The following is a 16,156-nucleotide window of genomic DNA, read 5'->3' as shown; positions in this document are numbered from 1 at the left end:
TCCCCGAAGGACTTCCGACATGACCGTCACCACCCCGCGCGGGTTCCGGGCCGCGGGCGTCGCCGCCGGGCTCAAGGCCTCCGGCGCGCTCGACCTCGCGCTCGTCGTCAACGACGGGCCCGAGCACCACGCGGCAGGTGTCTTCACCCGCAACAAGGTCAAGGCCGCGCCCGTCCTCTGGTCCCAGCAGGTACTCACCACCGGCACACTCACCGCTGTCGTCCTCAACTCCGGCGGGGCCAACGCCTGCACCGGTCCCGAGGGCTTCCAGGTCGCCCACGCGACGGCCGAGAAGGCCGCCGAGCTGCTGGACTGCGGCGCGATCGACGTCGCCGTCTGCTCGACCGGGCTGATCGGCAAGCAACTGCCGCGCGAGGTCGTCCTCGCCGGCGTGGAGAAGGCCTCGGCAGCGCTCGACACGTCGGGCGACGCGGCGCTCGCGGCCGCCACCGCGATCATGACGACCGACACCGTCGCCAAGCAGGCCGTGCACGTCGACCCCGCGGGGTGGAGCGTCGGCGGCCTCACGAAGGGCGCCGGGATGATCGCGCCGTCGATGGCGACGATGCTCTCGGTCGTCACCACCGACGCCGTCGTCGACCCGGACTCGCTGGAGGAGGTGCTGCGGGCCGCGGTCCGCGTCAGCTTCGACCGGCTCGACGTCGACGGGTCGATGTCGACCAACGACACCGTCCTGCTGCTCGCCTCCGGCGCGTCCGGGGTGCGGGCCGACGCGCAGGCGCTGACCGCGGCCGTCACCGCGGTCTGCCGCGACCTGGCCCGGCAGATGCAGGCCGACGCCGAGGGCGTCACCAAGCGGATCGTCGTGCGGGTCACCGGCGCGCGGACCGAGGACGAGGCCGTCGTCGTCGCCCGGACGGTCGCGCGCGACTCGCTGGTCAAGACCGCGCTGTTCGGGTCCGACGGCAACTGGGGCCGGGTCGCGGCCGCCGTCGGCTACTCCGACGCGCACGTCGACCCCGACCGCATCGACATCACGATCAACGGTGTCCGGCTGTGCACGGGCGGCGTCGCGGCGGGCGGGCGCACCGACGCCGACCTGTCCGGCCCGGACATCGTCGTCGACATCGCCCTGGGACTGGGCGACGGCGCCGGGGAGATCCTCACCACCGACCTCTCGCACGCCTACGTGGAGGAGAACAGTGCCTACCCCTCCTGAACCGGGCGCCGCCGCCGCGCGGCTCAAGCGCGCCGGTGAGAAGGCGGGCGTGCTCGCCGAGGCGCTGCCGTGGCTGCAGCGCTTCCACGACAAGATCGTCGTCGTCAAGTACGGCGGCAACGCGATGATCGACGACGAGCTCAAGCAGGCCTTCGCCCAGGACATGGTGTTCCTGCGGCTGGCCGGCATCCACCCGGTCGTCGTGCACGGCGGCGGCCCGCAGATCAGCGCGATGCTCGACCGCCTCGGGCTGCCGGGGGAGTTCCGCGGCGGCCTGCGGGTCACCACGCCCGAGACCGTGGACGTCGTGCGCATGGTGCTCGTCGGCCAGGTCGGGCGCGAGCTCGTCGGGCTGATCAACCAGCACGGGCCGTACGCCGTCGGGCTGTCCGGCGAGGACGCGGGGATGTTCACCGCGGAGAAGCGCACGGCGCTCGTCGGCGGCGAACCGGTCGACATCGGGCTGGTCGGCGACGTCGTCGCGGTCAACCCCGACGCGGTGCTCGACATCGTCGCCGCCGGGCGCATCCCGGTCGTCGCCGGCGTGGCACCCGACGTCGACGGGCAGGTCTACAACATCAACGCCGACAGCGCCGCCGCGGCGCTCGCCGGCGCCCTCGACGCCGCGAAGCTCGTGGTGCTCACCGACGTCGAGGGGCTCTACGCGAACTACCCCGACCCCGACTCGATCATCAGCGAGCTCACCGCCGACCAGCTGGAGCCGATGCTCCCGACGCTGGAGAGCGGCATGGCGCCGAAGATGGAGGCCTGCCTGCGGGCGGTGCGCGACGGGGTCGGCCAGGCACACGTGATCGACGGGCGGGTACCGCACTCGGTGCTGCTCGAGGTGTTCACGTCCGAGGGAGTCGGAACGATGGTGATCCCATGACCGAGACAGGATCGACGCGGACCTACGCCGACAGGTGGCAGGCCGCGATGATGAACAACTACGGCACCCCGCCGCTCGCGCTGGTGCGCGGCCAGGGCGCCGAGGTCTGGGACGCCGACGGCCGACGCTACCTCGACCTGCTGGGCGGCATCGCCGTCAACGCGCTCGGGCACGCCCACCCGGCCGTCGTGGAGGCGGTCACCCGCCAGGTCTCGACGCTGGGCCACACGTCGAACCTCTACGTCAACGAGCCGGCGCTCGCGCTGGCGGAGAAGCTCCTGGAGCTGCTCGGCGTCCCCGGTGCGCGCGTGCTGTTCGGCAACTCGGGGGCCGAGGCCAACGAGGCCGCGTTCAAGATCGCGCGGCGCACCGGCCGGCCGAACATCATCGCCGCGGAGAACGCGTTCCACGGCCGCACGATGGGCGCGCTCGCACTCACCGGACAGCCGGCGAAGCGGGCGCCGTTCGAGCCGATGCCGGCCGGCGTCTCGCACATCCCGTACGGCGACGTCGACGCGCTCGACCAGGCCGTCGACCCCGACACCGCCGCGGTCGTGCTCGAACCGATCATGGGTGAGGCCGGGGTGATCATCCCGCCGGAGGGCTACCTGCGGGCCGCCCGCGAGATCACGGCCGAGCGGGGGGCGTTGCTGGTCCTCGACGAGGTGCAGACCGGTATCGGCCGCACCGGTGCCTGGTTCGCCCACCAGCCCCTGGGCGTCGTCCCCGACGTCGTGACCCTCGCGAAGGGGCTCGGCGGCGGGCTGCCGATCGGCGCCTGCATCGGCATCGGCGCGGCAGGTGAGCTGCTCGAACCCGGTCACCACGGCACGACGTTCGGCGGCAACCCGATCAGCTGCGCCGCCGCGCTCACGGTGCTGTCGACGATCGAGTCCGACGGCCTGCTCGACCACGTGACGCGCGTCGGCAAGGAGATCGTCACCGGCGTCGAGGGCCTCGGCCACCCGCTGGTCGACCACGTCGACGCCGCCGGCCTGCTCGTGGGCATCGCGCTGACCGCGCCGGTCTCGGCCGATGTGGCCAACGGGGCGCGCGACGCGGGCTTCCTCGTCAACAACGCCGTGCCCGACCGCGTCCGGCTCGCCCCGCCGCTGGTCCTCACCGAGTCCCAGGCGGGCGAGTTCCTGGCGGCACTCCCCGGAATCCTCGACGGAGCGGCACCGTGATCCGCCACCTCCTGCGCGACGACGACCTCACCCCCGACGAACAGCGGGAGGTCCTCGACCTCGCCGACGCCATGAAGGCCGACCGGTTCGCCCACACGCCGCTCGCGGGGCCGCGGTCGGTCGCGGTGATCTTCGACAAGTCCTCGACCCGGACCAGGGTGTCGTTCGAGGTCGGCATCGCCGAGCTCGGTGGCAACCCCCTGATCATGGACGCCGGGTCGAGCCAGCTCGGCCGCGGCGAGACGATCTCCGACACGGCCCGGGTGCTGTCGCGCTACGTCGACGCGATCGTGTGGCGCACCGGCGCGCAGACCCGCGTCGACGAGATGGCCGCCGCGGCGACCGTGCCGGTGGTCAACGCGCTGACCGACGAGTTCCACCCCTGCCAGGTGCTGGCCGACCTGCAGACGATCCGCGAGCGCAAGGGCAGGCTCGCGGGGCTCACGCTGACCTACTTCGGCGACGGCGCCAACAACATGGCCCACTCGCTGCTGCTCGGCGGCGCGACGGCCGGGCTGCACGTGCGCATCTGCGCGCCGCAGGGCTTCGCCCCGCACCCGCAGTTCCTCGCCGACGCCAAGGCCCGCGCGGCCGAGACCGGCGGCGGCGTCGACGTCGTCGCCGACCCGCAGGCCGCGGCCGACGGTGCCGACGTCCTGGTCACCGACACGTGGGTGTCGATGGGCCAGGAGAACGACGGCCTCGACCGGACCGCGCCGTTCCGCGCGATGCAGCTCAACGCGGACCTGGTCGCCCGCGGCGCCGCCGACGCGATCGTGCTGCACTGCCTGCCCGCGCACCGCGGCGACGAGATCACCGACGACGTGATCGACGGTCCGGCGTCGGCCGTGTGGGACGAGGCCGAGAACCGGCTGCACGCGCAGAAGGCCCTGCTCACGTGGCTGTTGCAGCGGTCGGGGTCGGAGCGGTCCCGACGATGACCGTTGCGCGCAGCGGCGCCGCGTCCCGGGCGACGCGGCAGGCGAGGATCGTCGAGCTGATCGCCTCCCGGGCGGTGCGCAGCCAGGGGGAGCTGCTCGCGCTGCTGGCCGATGCCGGGATCGAGACGACCCAGGCCACCCTGTCGCGCGACCTCGACGAGCTCGGTGCGGTCAAGGTGCGCGGCGCCGACGGCGGCACGGCGGCCTACGTCATCCCGGAGGACGGCAGCCCCGTCCGCGGGGTCGAGGGCGGCACCGCCCGGCTGTCGCGATTGCTGGGGGAGCTGCTCGTCTCCGCCGACCACAGTGGCAACCTTGCCGTGCTGCGCACCCCACCCGGCGCGGCGCACTACCTGGCCAGCGCGCTCGACCGGGCCGCCCTGCACGACGTCGTCGGCACCGTCGCCGGCGACGACACCCTGATGGTGGTGGCGCGCGAGCCGCTCACCGGCGCACAGCTCGTCGCCCGCCTGCGCGACCTCTGAACCTCGACCAAGGAGCACCCAACCCGTGAGCAAGGTCCTGACCTCACTCCCCGCGGGCGAGCGCATCGGCATCGCCTTCTCCGGGGGCCTCGACACGTCCGTGGCGGTGGCCTGGATGCGCGACAAGGGCGGGATCCCCTGCACCTACACCGCCGACCTCGGCCAGTACGACGAGCTCGACATTTCCGGCGTGCCGGCCCGCGCGAAGCAGTACGGCGCCGAGATCGCCCGCGCCGTCGACATCAAGCCGCAGCTCGTCGCCGAGGGCCTCGCCGCGCTCGCGTGCGGGGCGTTCCACATCCGCAGCGGCGGCCGCACGTACTTCAACACCACGCCGCTGGGCCGTGCCGTCACCGGGACGCTGCTGGTCCGCGCGATGCAGGCCGACGACGTCAACATCTGGGGCGACGGCTCGACCTTCAAGGGCAACGACATCGAGCGGTTCTACCGCTACGGCCTGCTGGCCAACCCCGAGCTGCGCATCTACAAGCCGTGGCTCGACGCCGACTTCGTCGAGGAGCTCGGCGGGCGCGACGAGATGAGCCGCTGGCTCACCGCCCACGGCCTGCCCTACCGCGACTCCGCCGAGAAGGCCTACTCCACCGACGCCAACATCTGGGGCGCGACGCACGAGGCCAAGACCCTCGAGCACCTCGACGTGTCGCTGGAGACCGTCGAGCCGATCATGGGCGTCAAGTTCTGGGACCCGTCGGTCGAGATCGGCACCGAGGACGTCTCGATCACCTTCGAGGCCGGCTACCCGGTCGCGATCAACGGCAAGCGGTTCGCCGACGACGTCGCGCTCGTCCTGGAGGCCAACGCGATCGGCGGCCGGCACGGCCTGGGCATGTCCGACCAGATCGAGAACCGGATCATCGAGGCCAAGTCGCGCGGCATCTACGAGGCGCCGGGTATGGCGCTGCTGTTCATCGCCTACGAGCGGCTGGTCAACGCGATCCACAACGAGGACACCGTCGCGAACTACCACAACGAGGGCCGCAAGCTGGGCCGGCTGCTCTACGAGGGCCGCTGGCTCGACCCGCAGGCCCTGATGGTCCGCGAGTCGGTGCAGCGCTGGATCGCGTCGCTGGTCACCGGCACCGTCACGCTGCGGCTGCGCCGCGGCGACGACTACTCGATCCTCGACACCCGGGGTGAGGGCTTCTCCTACCACCCGGAGCGGCTGTCGATGGAGCGCGTCGAGAACGCCGCGTTCGGCCCGACCGACCGGATCGGCCAGCTCACCATGCGCAACCTCGACATCGCCGACTCCCGGGCGAAGCTGGAGGCCTACGCAGGCCAGCCGCTGGAGCAGGGGACGGTGCTCGTCGAGCACGGCACGCTGTTCGGGGAGCTGCCCGCGGGCGGTTTCGACTCGATCGCCGCCGCCGACGAGGACGTCGAGCCCGACGCCGAGCGGCCGCTCGACGAGGCCGCGCTCGAAGCCGGGAACGACTGATGGCGCTGTGGGGCGGGCGGTTCGAGGGCGGGCCCGCCGACGCACTGGCCGCGCTGAGCAAGTCCACGCAGTTCGACTGGCGGCTCGCGCCCTACGACCTGCGGGCGTCGATGGCGCACGCGCGGGTGCTGCACGCCGCGGACCTGCTCACCGACGACGAGCTCGCCGGCATGCTCGACGCGCTGGCCAAGCTCGCCTCCGACGTCGAGACCGGGGTGTTCGGCCCCGCCCCCGACGACGAGGACGTGCACTCCGCGCTGGAGCGCGGCCTCATCGAGCGGGCCGGACCCGACCTGGGCGGCAAGCTCCGTGCGGGTCGCTCCCGCAACGACCAGGTCGCGACGCTGTTCCGGATGTGGCTGCGCGACGCCGCCCGCCGCGTCGGCGCGGGCGTGCTCGACGTCGTCGACGCGCTCGTCGAGCAGGCCACGGCGCACGCCGACGCCCCGATGCCCGGGCGCACCCATCTGCAGCACGCCCAGCCCGTGCTGCTCGGCCACCACCTCGCCGCGCACGCCCACGCGCTGCTGCGCGACGTCGACCGGCTGCGCGACTGGGACCGGCGCACCGCGGTGTCGCCCTACGGGTCCGGTGCGCTCGCGGGCTCGTCGCTGGGGCTCGACCCCGAGGCCGTCGCCGAAGAGCTGGGTTTCGACGGGAGTGCCGCGAACTCCATCGACGGCACCGCCGCCCGCGACTTCGCCGCCGAGGCGGCGTTCGTGCTGGCCATGATCGGCGTGGACCTGTCCCGGATCGCCGAGGAGGTCATCGTCTGGGCGACGGCGGAGTTCTCCTACGTCACGCTCGACGACGCGTTCTCCACCGGCAGCTCGATCATGCCGCAGAAGAAGAACCCCGACGTCGCGGAGCTGGCGCGCGGCAAGGCGGGCCGGCTGATCGGGAACCTCTCCGGGCTGCTGGCCACGCTCAAGGGCCTGCCGCTGGCCTACAACCGCGACCTGCAGGAGGACAAGGAACCGCTGTTCGACTCGGTCGAGCAGCTCGACCTGTTGCTGCCCGCGGTCGCCGGCATGGTCTCGACGCTGGTCTTCCACACCGACCGGCTGGCGGAGCTGGCCCCCGCGGGCTTCACGCTGGCGACCGACGTCGCCGAGTGGCTCGTCCGGCAGGGGGTGCCCTTCCGCGTCGCGCACGAGGCGGCCGGGGGCTGCGTCCGCGCCGCCGAGGCCCGCGGCGTCGGGCTCGAGGACCTCACCGACGACGAGCTCGCCGGTGTCCATCCGGCGCTCACCCCGCAGGTCCGCGAGGTCCTGACGGTTGCCGGGTCGATCGCGTCCCGCGACGCCCGCGGCGGCACCGCGGGCCCGCGCGTCGCCGAGCAGCTCGACGGCCTACGCACCGCCGTCGCCGCAGCGCGGGAGTGGCTGTAGCGGCGGGCGGGCAGACCTCGGCCCTGCGCGCACGACACCGCGCCGCGTCAGGGACCGTACCGCTCGTCGGTCCGGGGCGGCGGCCGTCGCCACAGGCACTGGACGAGGGCGAGCACGATCACGGCGGCCACGACCGCGAACACCACGTCCCAGCCCACCACCCCGGTGGCGGCCAGTACGACGAGGACGGCCACCGGCAGCCCGAGCGGGAGGACCGACGTCGCGGCGTTCATCGGCGCGCCGCCCTGGCCTGCTCGACGTAGTCGGCGAGGTCGCGCCACGACGCCGCGACCTCGGCCGGCTGGCCCGACATCGCCGCCGGGTCCTCGCGCCACGCCCGGCGTACCCCACCCCCGCTCGGCGCCCCGCCGCTGCCCGGGGTCGCGCCGCCCGCGGTGTCGTGCGGGCGCTGCCCGTCGCGCCTGCCGCCGACGAGCGCCGACAGCTCGTCGAGACGGGTGGCGATCCGGCGCATCCGTGGGTCGTCGGTCGGGACGCCGTCACGTCGCAGGGCGTCGGCCTCCCGGTAGAGTTGGGGCCACTCGACCTCCAGCAGGTACGGCAACGCCGGTCCGGCCTGCGCGGCGCCCTCGGCGAGCGCGGCGCGTTCCTCGTCGTCGAGATGACGGTCGAGCAGTGCCTGCACGCCCGGCCGGGCGTCGCGCATGAGCGTCAGCAGCTCGCGGGGGTCACCGAGGTGCGTCCCGGCGCCCGCCCGTTCGCGGACGTCCGCGACCCGGGCGCGCAGCCGTCCGAGCTGCTCGATGGTCGCGTCGAGCTGCGCCAGCTGGTCGGTGAGCAGCCGCGGCGCGTCGACGGGCGCCGCGAGACACGTCCGGATCGACTCCAACGGCAGCCCGAGATCGCGCAGTACGAGGATCACGTACAGCCGCGCCAGGTCGTCCGCGGTGTAGGCCCGGTGCCCGCCGTCGCTCCGCAGCGTCGGGCTGAGCAGCCCGATCTCGTCCCAGTGATGGAGCGTGCGCACCGTCAGCCCGCTCGTCTCGGCGACCGCGCCGACCTTCCAGGTCCCGTCCATGACGCGATCATGCGACCTCACGCCGCGTGAGGTGCAAGCCCGACGTAGCATCCGCCGCGTGCCGGACCCGCTCGTGAGTCGTGCCGAGCTCGCCGCCGACGTCCTCCAGGTCGCCCCCCGCCTGCTCGGCACGGTGCTCGAGGCCGACACGCCCGACGGCCCGGTCGCCGTCCGCGTCGTCGAGGTCGAGGCCTACCGCGCCGCCGACGATCCCGCGTCGCACAGCTACCGGGGCCGGACCCCGCGCAACGCCGTGATGTTCGGTCCGGCGGGCCACCTGTACGTCTACTTCGTGTACGGGATGCACTTCTGCGCCAACGTGTCCTGCCTCCCGGACGGCGAGGCGGGCGCGGTGCTGCTGCGCGCGGGTGAGGTGCTCTCCGACCTGGGGGTGGCGCGCCTGCGGCGCCCGACCGCCCGCCGGGACGACGACCTCGCCCGCGGCCCCGCCCGGCTCGCGTCGCTGCTCGGGCTGCGGCGCGAGCACAACGGCATCGACGTCACCGACGCCGCGTCGCCGGTGCGGCTGCGCGTGGGGGAGCGGGTCCCGGACAGCCGGATCGCGACGGGACCCCGCGTCGGCGTCGCGGCCGCGGCGGCGTTGCCGTGGCGGTTCTGGGACGCCGCGTCCCCCGCGGTCAGCGCATACCGGCCGGGCCGGGAGCGGCACCGGATCGCGCCTGGACGCAAGCGATAGGGCAGCCTGCGTGCACGCGCGGTACGCCCGTTCGTCGTCCTCGCCTCCCTGGTCGCGCTGCTGGCCGTCGCTGCTGTGTGGGGGACGTGATCCGTCGACGGGCTCGGCCGCGCCGTCCGGGTCCGCGGGCGGCGCCGCGTTCCCCGCGACCGTCAGCCACACGTTCGATACGACGACCGCTCCGGCCGCTCCGCAGCGTGCCGTGTCGCTCGGCTGCACCGACCAGGACGCGATCCTCGCGCCGGGGGTCGTGCCCGTCGCGATCCGCGAGTTCACCGGCAACCGGCCGCCGGCGACGTGGCCGTGGGCGCAGCCCGGACTCGCCCGCCGGACGCCGACCGTGCCGCCGGTCGGTGACGTGTCCACGGAGTCGGTCGCCGCACCGGGCCGGACCTGATCGCCGGCATCTCGGCGGGCCGCGCCCAGGAGCGGTACGGCATTTACTCCACGATCGCGCCGACGGTCGCCGCCCCGCCCAGGTTCGTCGACCACGGCACGCCGTGGCAGGACGCCACCAGGCTGACCGGACTGGCGCTGGGCAGGTCGACCGAGGCCGAGAAGCCGGTCGCCGACCTCGAGGCGCGGCTCGCGCGGGCCAGGCAGCAGTACCCGGCGCTGCAGGAGCTGCGGGTGTGCTTCCTCGAGGCGCTCGGCCTGACGACCGCCCGCCGGGTTCGACCTGCTCGCCGGCAACCGGTTCTGCGCCCGGATCAGCACCGAACAGCTGGGCACGCTCGACCAGGCCGACCTCCTCGTCCTGATCACGGCGTCCGCGCAGGAGCGGGCGGCGTGCGGGCGCTCCCCGGCTACGCCGACCTGACGGCGGTGAAGCAGAACCGGACCGTCGCGTCGACGACCGGCAGTCCGCCGCGCTGTCGTCCAGCAGCGTGCTGGGCCGCCCGGCGGTGCTCGGCACCCTGCCCGGCCGGCTCGCGAGCACGGTCGGCGGACCGTCCGACGTCCCGCCTGCGCGCCCGGTGTCCACCCGGCCACCGGGCGCGTCGCGTTGTCCGGCACGACGAACCCGTTGTGCCGCAGGGCATGCGGGCACCGAACGGCCGGGCACCGACCCGCGGCGCGTCGCCGTGCCGCCGCACGCCGCTCGCGGCGGCCCGGGCGCACCGGGCGGACGAGGTGCGCGGCGATCACCCGGGGGACCGGACGCGGCGGCCGGGGCACGGGCCGGTCTCCCTCGGCGCCCTCGTGCCGGATTCGAGGCATCGCACACCGCGTGAGCTGGGAGAACAACGAAAAGGGACCCCCCTGCAGAAGGCCTCGTGGGGTCGTGTAACTTTCTCCAGGTCGCCACGGCGGGCAGCACGACAGACCGGGACGGTTCTCCGGACCAGAGTCAGCCCGACAGACGGCGACCACCTCCGGCAGGACGAACACTTCGGTGTAGGCCTGACGGGCGTGGGCCGAGCGGGTTGACTCCGCACTCTGGACCACGTAACATAAGAGAGTTGCTCCGGACCCGGTCCGCATGGCAGCATGACAGACAAGCCCCGGACGTCGCTCGCAAGGCGATCATGGTGTGCGGGTGTCTTTTGAGAACTCAACAGTGTGTCGAGCTTGTTTTTCGGATTGGCGGTTTGTGCCAGTTTGTTTTGCGCTCACTTTCGGGACCCCCGTTTCGGGGTGGGCGTGTGTTTGTTTTGTCAGGGTTTTTGTTGGAGAGTTTGATCCTGGCTCAGGACGAACGCTGGCGGCGTGCTTAACACATGCAAGTCGAGCGGTAAGGCCTTTCGGGGTACACGAGCGGCGAACGGGTGAGTAACACGTGGGTGACCTGCCCTCCACTCTGGGATAAGCCTGGGAAACTGGGTCTAATACCGGATATGACCACGGATCGCATGGTGTGTGGTGGAAAGTTTTTTCGGTGGGGGATGGGCCCGCGGCCTATCAGCTTGTTGGTGGGGTGATGGCCTACCAAGGCGACGACGGGTAGCCGGCCTGAGAGGGCGACCGGCCACACTGGGACTGAGACACGGCCCAGACTCCTACGGGAGGCAGCAGTGGGGAATATTGCGCAATGGGCGGAAGCCTGACGCAGCGACGCCGCGTGGGGGATGACGGCCTTCGGGTTGTAAACCTCTTTCGCCAGGGACGAAGCGTGAGTGACGGTACCTGGATAAGAAGCACCGGCCAACTACGTGCCAGCAGCCGCGGTAACACGTAGGGTGCGAGCGTTGTCCGGAATTATTGGGCGTAAAGAGCTCGTAGGCGGTCTGTCGCGTCGGTCGTGAAAACCTGCAGCTTAACTGTGGGCTTGCGGTCGATACGGGCATGACTGGAGTTCGGCAGGGGAGACTGGAATTCCTGGTGTAGCGGTGAAATGCGCAGATATCAGGAGGAACACCGGTGGCGAAGGCGGGTCTCTGGGCCGATACTGACGCTGAGGAGCGAAAGCGTGGGGAGCGAACAGGATTAGATACCCTGGTAGTCCACGCCGTAAACGTTGGGCGCTAGGTGTGGGGGCCATTCCACGGTCTCTGTGCCGCAGCTAACGCATTAAGCGCCCCGCCTGGGGAGTACGGCCGCAAGGCTAAAACTCAAAGGAATTGACGGGGGCCCGCACAAGCGGCGGAGCATGTGGATTAATTCGATGCAACGCGAAGAACCTTACCTGGGTTTGACATGCACCAGACATCCCTAGAGATAGGGCTTCCCTTGTGGTTGGTGTGCAGGTGGTGCATGGCTGTCGTCAGCTCGTGTCGTGAGATGTTGGGTTAAGTCCCGCAACGAGCGCAACCCTCGTTCCATGTTGCCAGCGGGTTATGCCGGGGACTCATGGGAGACTGCCGGGGTCAACTCGGAGGAAGGTGGGGATGACGTCAAGTCATCATGCCCCTTATGTCCAGGGCTTCACACATGCTACAATGGCAAGTACAGAGGGCTGCGAGACCGTGAGGTGGAGCGAATCCCTTAAAGCTTGTCTCAGTTCGGATCGGGGTCTGCAACTCGACCCCGTGAAGTTGGAGTCGCTAGTAATCGCAGATCAGCAACGCTGCGGTGAATACGTTCCCGGGCCTTGTACACACCGCCCGTCACGTCACGAAAGTTGGTAACACCCGAAGCCGACGGCCTAACCCCTTGTGGGAGGGAGTTGTCGAAGGTGGGACTGGCGATTGGGACGAAGTCGTAACAAGGTAGCCGTACCGGAAGGTGCGGCTGGATCACCTCCTTTCTAAGGAGCTCACCGTGTGGTGAGGTGACCAGGCCGAGTGTGTGGACTGTGTGTCCGCGTGTTGAGGGTTGGTTCTCCTTTCATCTGATTCCGCACCGTGAACAGCGCGCCGGCTCCTGGTTTGGGGGTTGGGTGTGTGGTGTGGCTGGGTGGAACATTTTCTGCTGATTCGATGGCTTTCCCCGGGTTTTCTGGGGGGGTTCGGCACACTGTTGGGTCCTGAGGAGACACTCGGGCCGCCGTTGTGGTGGTTGGGGTTGTTTTTTCTGGTCCGCTCCTGGGCGTGGTTCCCTAACGCATCCCTGGTGCTCGGTGCTGTGGTGCTGGGTGTTGCTCTGACGTGGTCGGGGTGTGGGTGTGGTGGGTTCTTGGTTTCGGGGTGTGGTTGTGTGTTGAGTGTTGCATAGTGGATGCGAGCATCTTGTTGTGGTCAAGTGTGTAAGGGCACACGGTGGATGCCTGGGCATCAGGAGCCGATGAAGGACGTGGGAGGCCGCGATAGTCCTCGGGGAGCTGTCAACCGAGCTGTGATCCGAGGGTGTCCGAATGGGGAAACCCGGCACCCGTCATGGGGTGTCACTTGTATCTGAATTCATAGGGTGCAAGGGGGAACGTGGGGAAGTGAAACATCTCAGTACCCACAGGAAGAGAAAACAATTGTGATTCCGTGAGTAGTGGCGAGCGAAAGCGGATGAGGCTAAACCGTGTTCGTGTGATACCCGGCAGGGGTTGCGGATGCGGTGTTGTGGGATGTGGTCGTCGTGGTTCTGCCGGACTGCGGATCGTGGTGTCTGTGTGTTAGTGGAAGACTTCTGGGAAGGGTCGCCGTAGTGGGTGAGAGCCCCGTACGCGAAAACATGCAGCCTGTGATGGACCGTATTCCCGAGTAGCAGCGAGCTCGTGGAATTTGCTGTGAATCTGGCGGGACCACCCGCTAAGCCTAAATACTCCCTGGTGACCGATAGCGGACTAGTACCGTGAGGGAAAGGTGAAAAGTACCCCGGGAGGGGAGTGAAAGAGTACCTGAAACCGTGTGCCTACAAGCCGTCAGAGCCGTGCTGCGATCTTTGGGTTGTGGTGGTGATGGCGTGCCTTTTGAAGAATGAGCCTGCGAGTTATGCTTCGTGGCGAGGTTAACCCGTGTGGGGTAGCCGTAGCGAAAGCGAGTCTGAATAGGGCGTGTAGTCGCGGGGTGTAGACCCGAAGCGGAGTGATCTACCCATGGCCAGGGTGAAGCTACGGTAAGACGTGGTGGAGGCCCGAACCCACCAGGGTTGAAAACCTGGGGGATGAGCTGTGGGTAGGGGTGAAAGGCCAATCAAACTCCGTGATAGCTGGTTCTCCCCGAAATGCATTTAGGTGCAGCGTCGCGTGGTGGGTACCGGAGGTAGAGCACTGGATGGCCTAGGGGGCCGACAAGCTTACTGAAGTCAACCAAACTCCGAATGCCGGTATTTCTAGCGTGGCAGTGAGACTGCGGGGGATAAGCTTCGTAGTCGAGAGGGAAACAGCCCAGATCACCGGCTAAGGCCCCTAAGCGTGTGCTAAGTGGGAAAGGATGTGGGATCGCCCAGACAACCAGGAGGTTGGCTTAGAAGCAGCCACCCTTGAAAGAGTGCGTAATAGCTCACTGGTCAAGTGGTCCTGCGCCGACAATGTAGCGGGGCTCAAGCGCACCGCCGAAGCCGTGGCATTCCAGCTTTGATCCGCCGGCCTGTCGGGGTTTGTCCCTGGTGGGTGGTGTAGTCGTTGGGATGGGTAGGGGAGCGTCGTGCATCCGGTGAAGCCTCCGAGTGATCGAGGGGTGGAGGGTGTGCGAGTGAGAATGCAGGCATGAGTAGCGAATGCAGAGTGAGAACCTCTGCCGCCGAATGACCAAGGGTTCCTGGGCCAGGTTAATCCGCCCAGGGTGAGCCGGGACCTAAGGCGAGGCCGTCAGGCGTAGTCGATGGACAACGGGTTGATATTCCCGTGCCCGTGATGGTGCGTCCGTGTCGAGGCCGGTGATGCTGACCATCCGAACCTCTTTCTGTCCCTTCGGGGATGGTTGTGGGGGGAGCGTGGGACCCGATCCGGTAGTAGGCAAGCGATGGGGTGACGCAGGAGGGTAGTCCCGCCAGGCGTTGGTTGTCCTGGTGCAAGCCTGTAGCCCGACATCCAGGTAAATCCGGGTGTCTGACTTTGATGTCGTGGGTGAGAGGTGATGCGTAGCCGATTGAGGCGAAGTAGGGTGATCCCATGCTGCCGAGAAAAGCCTCTAGCGAGTGCTGTTGCGGCCCGTACCCTAAACCGACACAGGTGGTCAGGTAGAGAATACCGAGGCGATCGAGTGAACTCTGGTTAAGGAACTCGGCAAAATACCCCCGTAACTTCGGGAGAAGGGGGGCCGGAGGCTCTGAAGCTCCTTGCGGGCTAGGGGCAGCCGGTCGCAGAGACCAGGCCCAAGCGACTGTTTACTAAAAACACAGGTCCGTGCGAAGTCGCAAGACGATGTATACGGACTGACGCCTGCCCGGTGCTGGAACGTTAAGAGGACCTGTTAGTCCCTTCGGGGGCGAAGCGGAGAATTTAAGCGCCAGTAAACGGCGGTGGTAACTATAACCATCCTAAGGTAGCGAAATTCCTTGTCGGGTAAGTTCCGACCTGCACGAATGGCGTAACGACTTGGGCGCTGTCTCGACCAGAGACTCGGCGAAATTGCACTACGAGTAAAGATGCTCGTTACGCGCGGCAGGACGGAAAGACCCCGGGACCTTTACTACAGCTTGGTATTGGTGCTCGGTTCGGCTTGTGTAGGATAGGTGGGAGACTGTGAAGTGGCCACGCCAGTGGTTGTGGAGTCGTTGTTGAAATACCACTCTGGTCGAATTGGGTGTCTTAACCTCGGGCCATGATCTGGTTCAGGGACAGTGCCTGGTGGGTAGTTTAACTGGGGCGGTTGCCTCCTAAAGGGTAACGGAGGCGCCCAAAGGTTCCCTCAGCCTGGTTGGCAATCAGGTGTTGAGTGTAAGTGCACAAGGGAGCTTGACTGTGAGACCGACGGGTCGAGCAGGGACGAAAGTCGGGACTAGTGATCCGGCACCTCCTGGTGGAAGGGGTGTCGCTCAACGGATAAAAGGTACCCCGGGGATAACAGGCTGATCTTGCCCAAGAGTCCATATCGACGGCATGGTTTGGCACCTCGATGTCGGCTCGTCGCATCCTGGGGCTGGAGTAGGTCCCAAGGGTTGGGCTGTTCGCCCATTAAAGCGGTACGCGAGCTGGGTTTAGAACGTCGTGAGACAGTTCGGTCCCTATCCGCCGCGCGCGTAGGAGACTTGAGGAAGGCTGTCCCTAGTACGAGAGGACCGGGACGGACGAACCTCTGGTGTGCCAGTTGTCCCGCCAGGGGCATGGCTGGTTGGCTATGTTCGGAAGGGATAACCGCTGAAGGCATCTAAGCGGGAAGCTCGTTCCAAGATGAGGTCTCCCACCACCTTGCGTGGTTAAGGCCCCCAGCAGACTACTGGGTTGATAGGCCAGAGATGGAAGCCCTGTGAGGGGTGGAGTTGACTGGTACTAATAGGCCGAGGGCTTGCCACAACGTGTTGTTCGCATCCACTGTGTGACCCTGAGCACACAACTCCCCTGATTGTGGGGTGGGTTGGTGTTCTGTCTCGGGTCTCTGCCCTGTTGTTTGGGGGTGGGGGTCGGGTTTTTGT

The 16,156-nt window shown here is 68.7% G+C and carries 12 protein-coding genes and 2 rRNA genes; 12 read left to right on the top strand and 2 right to left on the bottom strand.

The features are described 5' to 3' along the window. The first annotated feature begins 19 nt into the window (after positions 1-19). Genes argJ through argH form a run of 7 tightly spaced genes read left to right on the top strand, consistent with a single transcriptional unit; the run spans position 20 to position 7,532 of the window. Positions 20-1,180 carry a bifunctional glutamate N-acetyltransferase/amino-acid acetyltransferase ArgJ gene (gene argJ / locus PSED_RS19290; protein WP_013675922.1) on the top strand — a complete coding sequence of 387 codons (1,161 nt, stop codon included), beginning with the start codon at positions 20-22 and terminating at the stop codon, positions 1,178-1,180. Further along, on the top strand, positions 1,164-2,069 hold the full coding sequence (argB, locus tag PSED_RS19285) for an acetylglutamate kinase (protein WP_013675921.1): 906 nt from the start codon (positions 1,164-1,166) through the stop codon (positions 2,067-2,069). Before argJ ends, argB begins: the two co-directional genes overlap by 17 nt. After that, positions 2,066-3,256: an acetylornithine transaminase gene (locus PSED_RS19280; protein WP_013675920.1), complete on the top strand. Its 1,191-nt coding sequence runs from the start codon at positions 2,066-2,068 to the stop codon at positions 3,254-3,256. The genes argB and PSED_RS19280 overlap by 4 nt, the downstream gene beginning before the upstream one ends. Continuing rightward, a complete protein-coding gene (argF, locus tag PSED_RS19275; RefSeq protein WP_013675919.1) occupies positions 3,253-4,197 on the top strand; it encodes an ornithine carbamoyltransferase in 945 nt (314 codons plus the stop codon). The genes PSED_RS19280 and argF overlap by 4 nt, the downstream gene beginning before the upstream one ends. Further along, positions 4,194-4,682 (top strand): arginine repressor, encoded by a 489-nt coding sequence (locus tag PSED_RS19270; RefSeq protein WP_013675918.1) that lies wholly within the window; start codon positions 4,194-4,196, stop codon positions 4,680-4,682. Before argF ends, PSED_RS19270 begins: the two co-directional genes overlap by 4 nt. A gap of 25 nt (positions 4,683-4,707) precedes the next feature. Next, positions 4,708-6,141: an argininosuccinate synthase gene (gene argG, locus PSED_RS19265; protein ID WP_013675917.1), complete on the top strand. Its 1,434-nt coding sequence runs from the start codon at positions 4,708-4,710 to the stop codon at positions 6,139-6,141. Continuing rightward, a complete protein-coding gene (argH, locus tag PSED_RS19260; RefSeq protein WP_013675916.1) occupies positions 6,141-7,532 on the top strand; it encodes an argininosuccinate lyase in 1,392 nt (463 codons plus the stop codon). Before argG ends, argH begins: the two co-directional genes overlap by 1 nt. A 47-nt stretch (positions 7,533-7,579) precedes the next feature. On the opposite strand, the gene PSED_RS19255 is transcribed toward argH, so the two are convergent. Continuing rightward, entirely contained in the window at positions 7,580-7,765 is a 186-nt protein-coding gene (locus PSED_RS19255) for a hypothetical protein (RefSeq protein WP_013675915.1), read from the bottom strand. After that, positions 7,762-8,571 carry a MerR family transcriptional regulator gene (locus PSED_RS19250; RefSeq protein WP_013675914.1) on the bottom strand — a complete coding sequence of 270 codons (810 nt, stop codon included), beginning with the start codon at positions 8,569-8,571 and terminating at the stop codon, positions 7,762-7,764. Before PSED_RS19250 ends, PSED_RS19255 begins: the two co-directional genes overlap by 4 nt. 58 nt (positions 8,572-8,629) lie before the next feature. On the opposite strand from PSED_RS19250, the gene PSED_RS19245 reads away from it, so the two are divergent. The 5 genes from PSED_RS19245 (at position 8,630) to PSED_RS19230 (ending at position 16,037) form a co-directional block, all read left to right on the top strand. Next, the gene (locus PSED_RS19245; RefSeq protein WP_233899081.1) at positions 8,630-9,268 is read left to right on the top strand and encodes a DNA-3-methyladenine glycosylase; all 639 of its coding nucleotides are present in this window, start codon (positions 8,630-8,632) and stop codon (positions 9,266-9,268) included. Positions 9,269-9,470: 202 nt separating this feature from the next. Further along, positions 9,471-9,665 (top strand): hypothetical protein, encoded by a 195-nt coding sequence (locus PSED_RS19240; RefSeq protein ID WP_143770546.1) that lies wholly within the window; start codon positions 9,471-9,473, stop codon positions 9,663-9,665. After that, entirely contained in the window at positions 9,662-10,699 is a 1,038-nt protein-coding gene (locus PSED_RS35865; protein WP_202946443.1) for a hypothetical protein, read from the top strand. The genes PSED_RS19240 and PSED_RS35865 overlap by 4 nt, the downstream gene beginning before the upstream one ends. Before the next feature lie 236 nt (positions 10,700-10,935). Beyond that, positions 10,936-12,455, top strand: a 16S ribosomal RNA gene (locus tag PSED_RS19235). A 428-nt stretch (positions 12,456-12,883) separates the two neighbouring features. After that, positions 12,884-16,037: ribosomal RNA gene (locus PSED_RS19230) — 23S ribosomal RNA — on the top strand. Together the 16S and 23S rRNA genes form the textbook arrangement of a ribosomal RNA operon. Positions 16,038-16,156 lie beyond the last annotated feature (119 nt).

The sequence above is a fragment of the Pseudonocardia benzenivorans CB1190 genome (assembly GCF_000196675.2).
GTDB lineage: Bacteria > Actinomycetota > Actinomycetes > Mycobacteriales > Pseudonocardiaceae > Pseudonocardia > Pseudonocardia benzenivorans.
Note: the sequence above shows the minus strand (reverse complement) of the source record. Positions and strands in the feature narration are given on the sequence as shown.

Bases quoted from the DNA above. Each gene is read 5' to 3' on its own strand.
- argJ (WP_013675922.1), top strand. From the start codon at position 20: ATGACCGTCACCACCCCGCGCGGGTTCCGGGCCGCGGGCGTCGCCGCC.
- PSED_RS19280 (WP_013675920.1), top strand. From the start codon at position 2,066: ATGACCGAGACAGGATCGACGCGGACCTACGCCGACAGGTGGCAGGCC.
- PSED_RS19270 (WP_013675918.1), top strand. From the start codon at position 4,194: ATGACCGTTGCGCGCAGCGGCGCCGCGTCCCGGGCGACGCGGCAGGCG.
- argH (WP_013675916.1), top strand. From the start codon at position 6,141: ATGGCGCTGTGGGGCGGGCGGTTCGAGGGCGGGCCCGCCGACGCACTG.
- PSED_RS19255 (WP_013675915.1), bottom strand. From the start codon at position 7,765: ATGAACGCCGCGACGTCGGTCCTCCCGCTCGGGCTGCCGGTGGCCGTC.
- PSED_RS19250 (WP_013675914.1), bottom strand. From the start codon at position 8,571: ATGGACGGGACCTGGAAGGTCGGCGCGGTCGCCGAGACGAGCGGGCTG.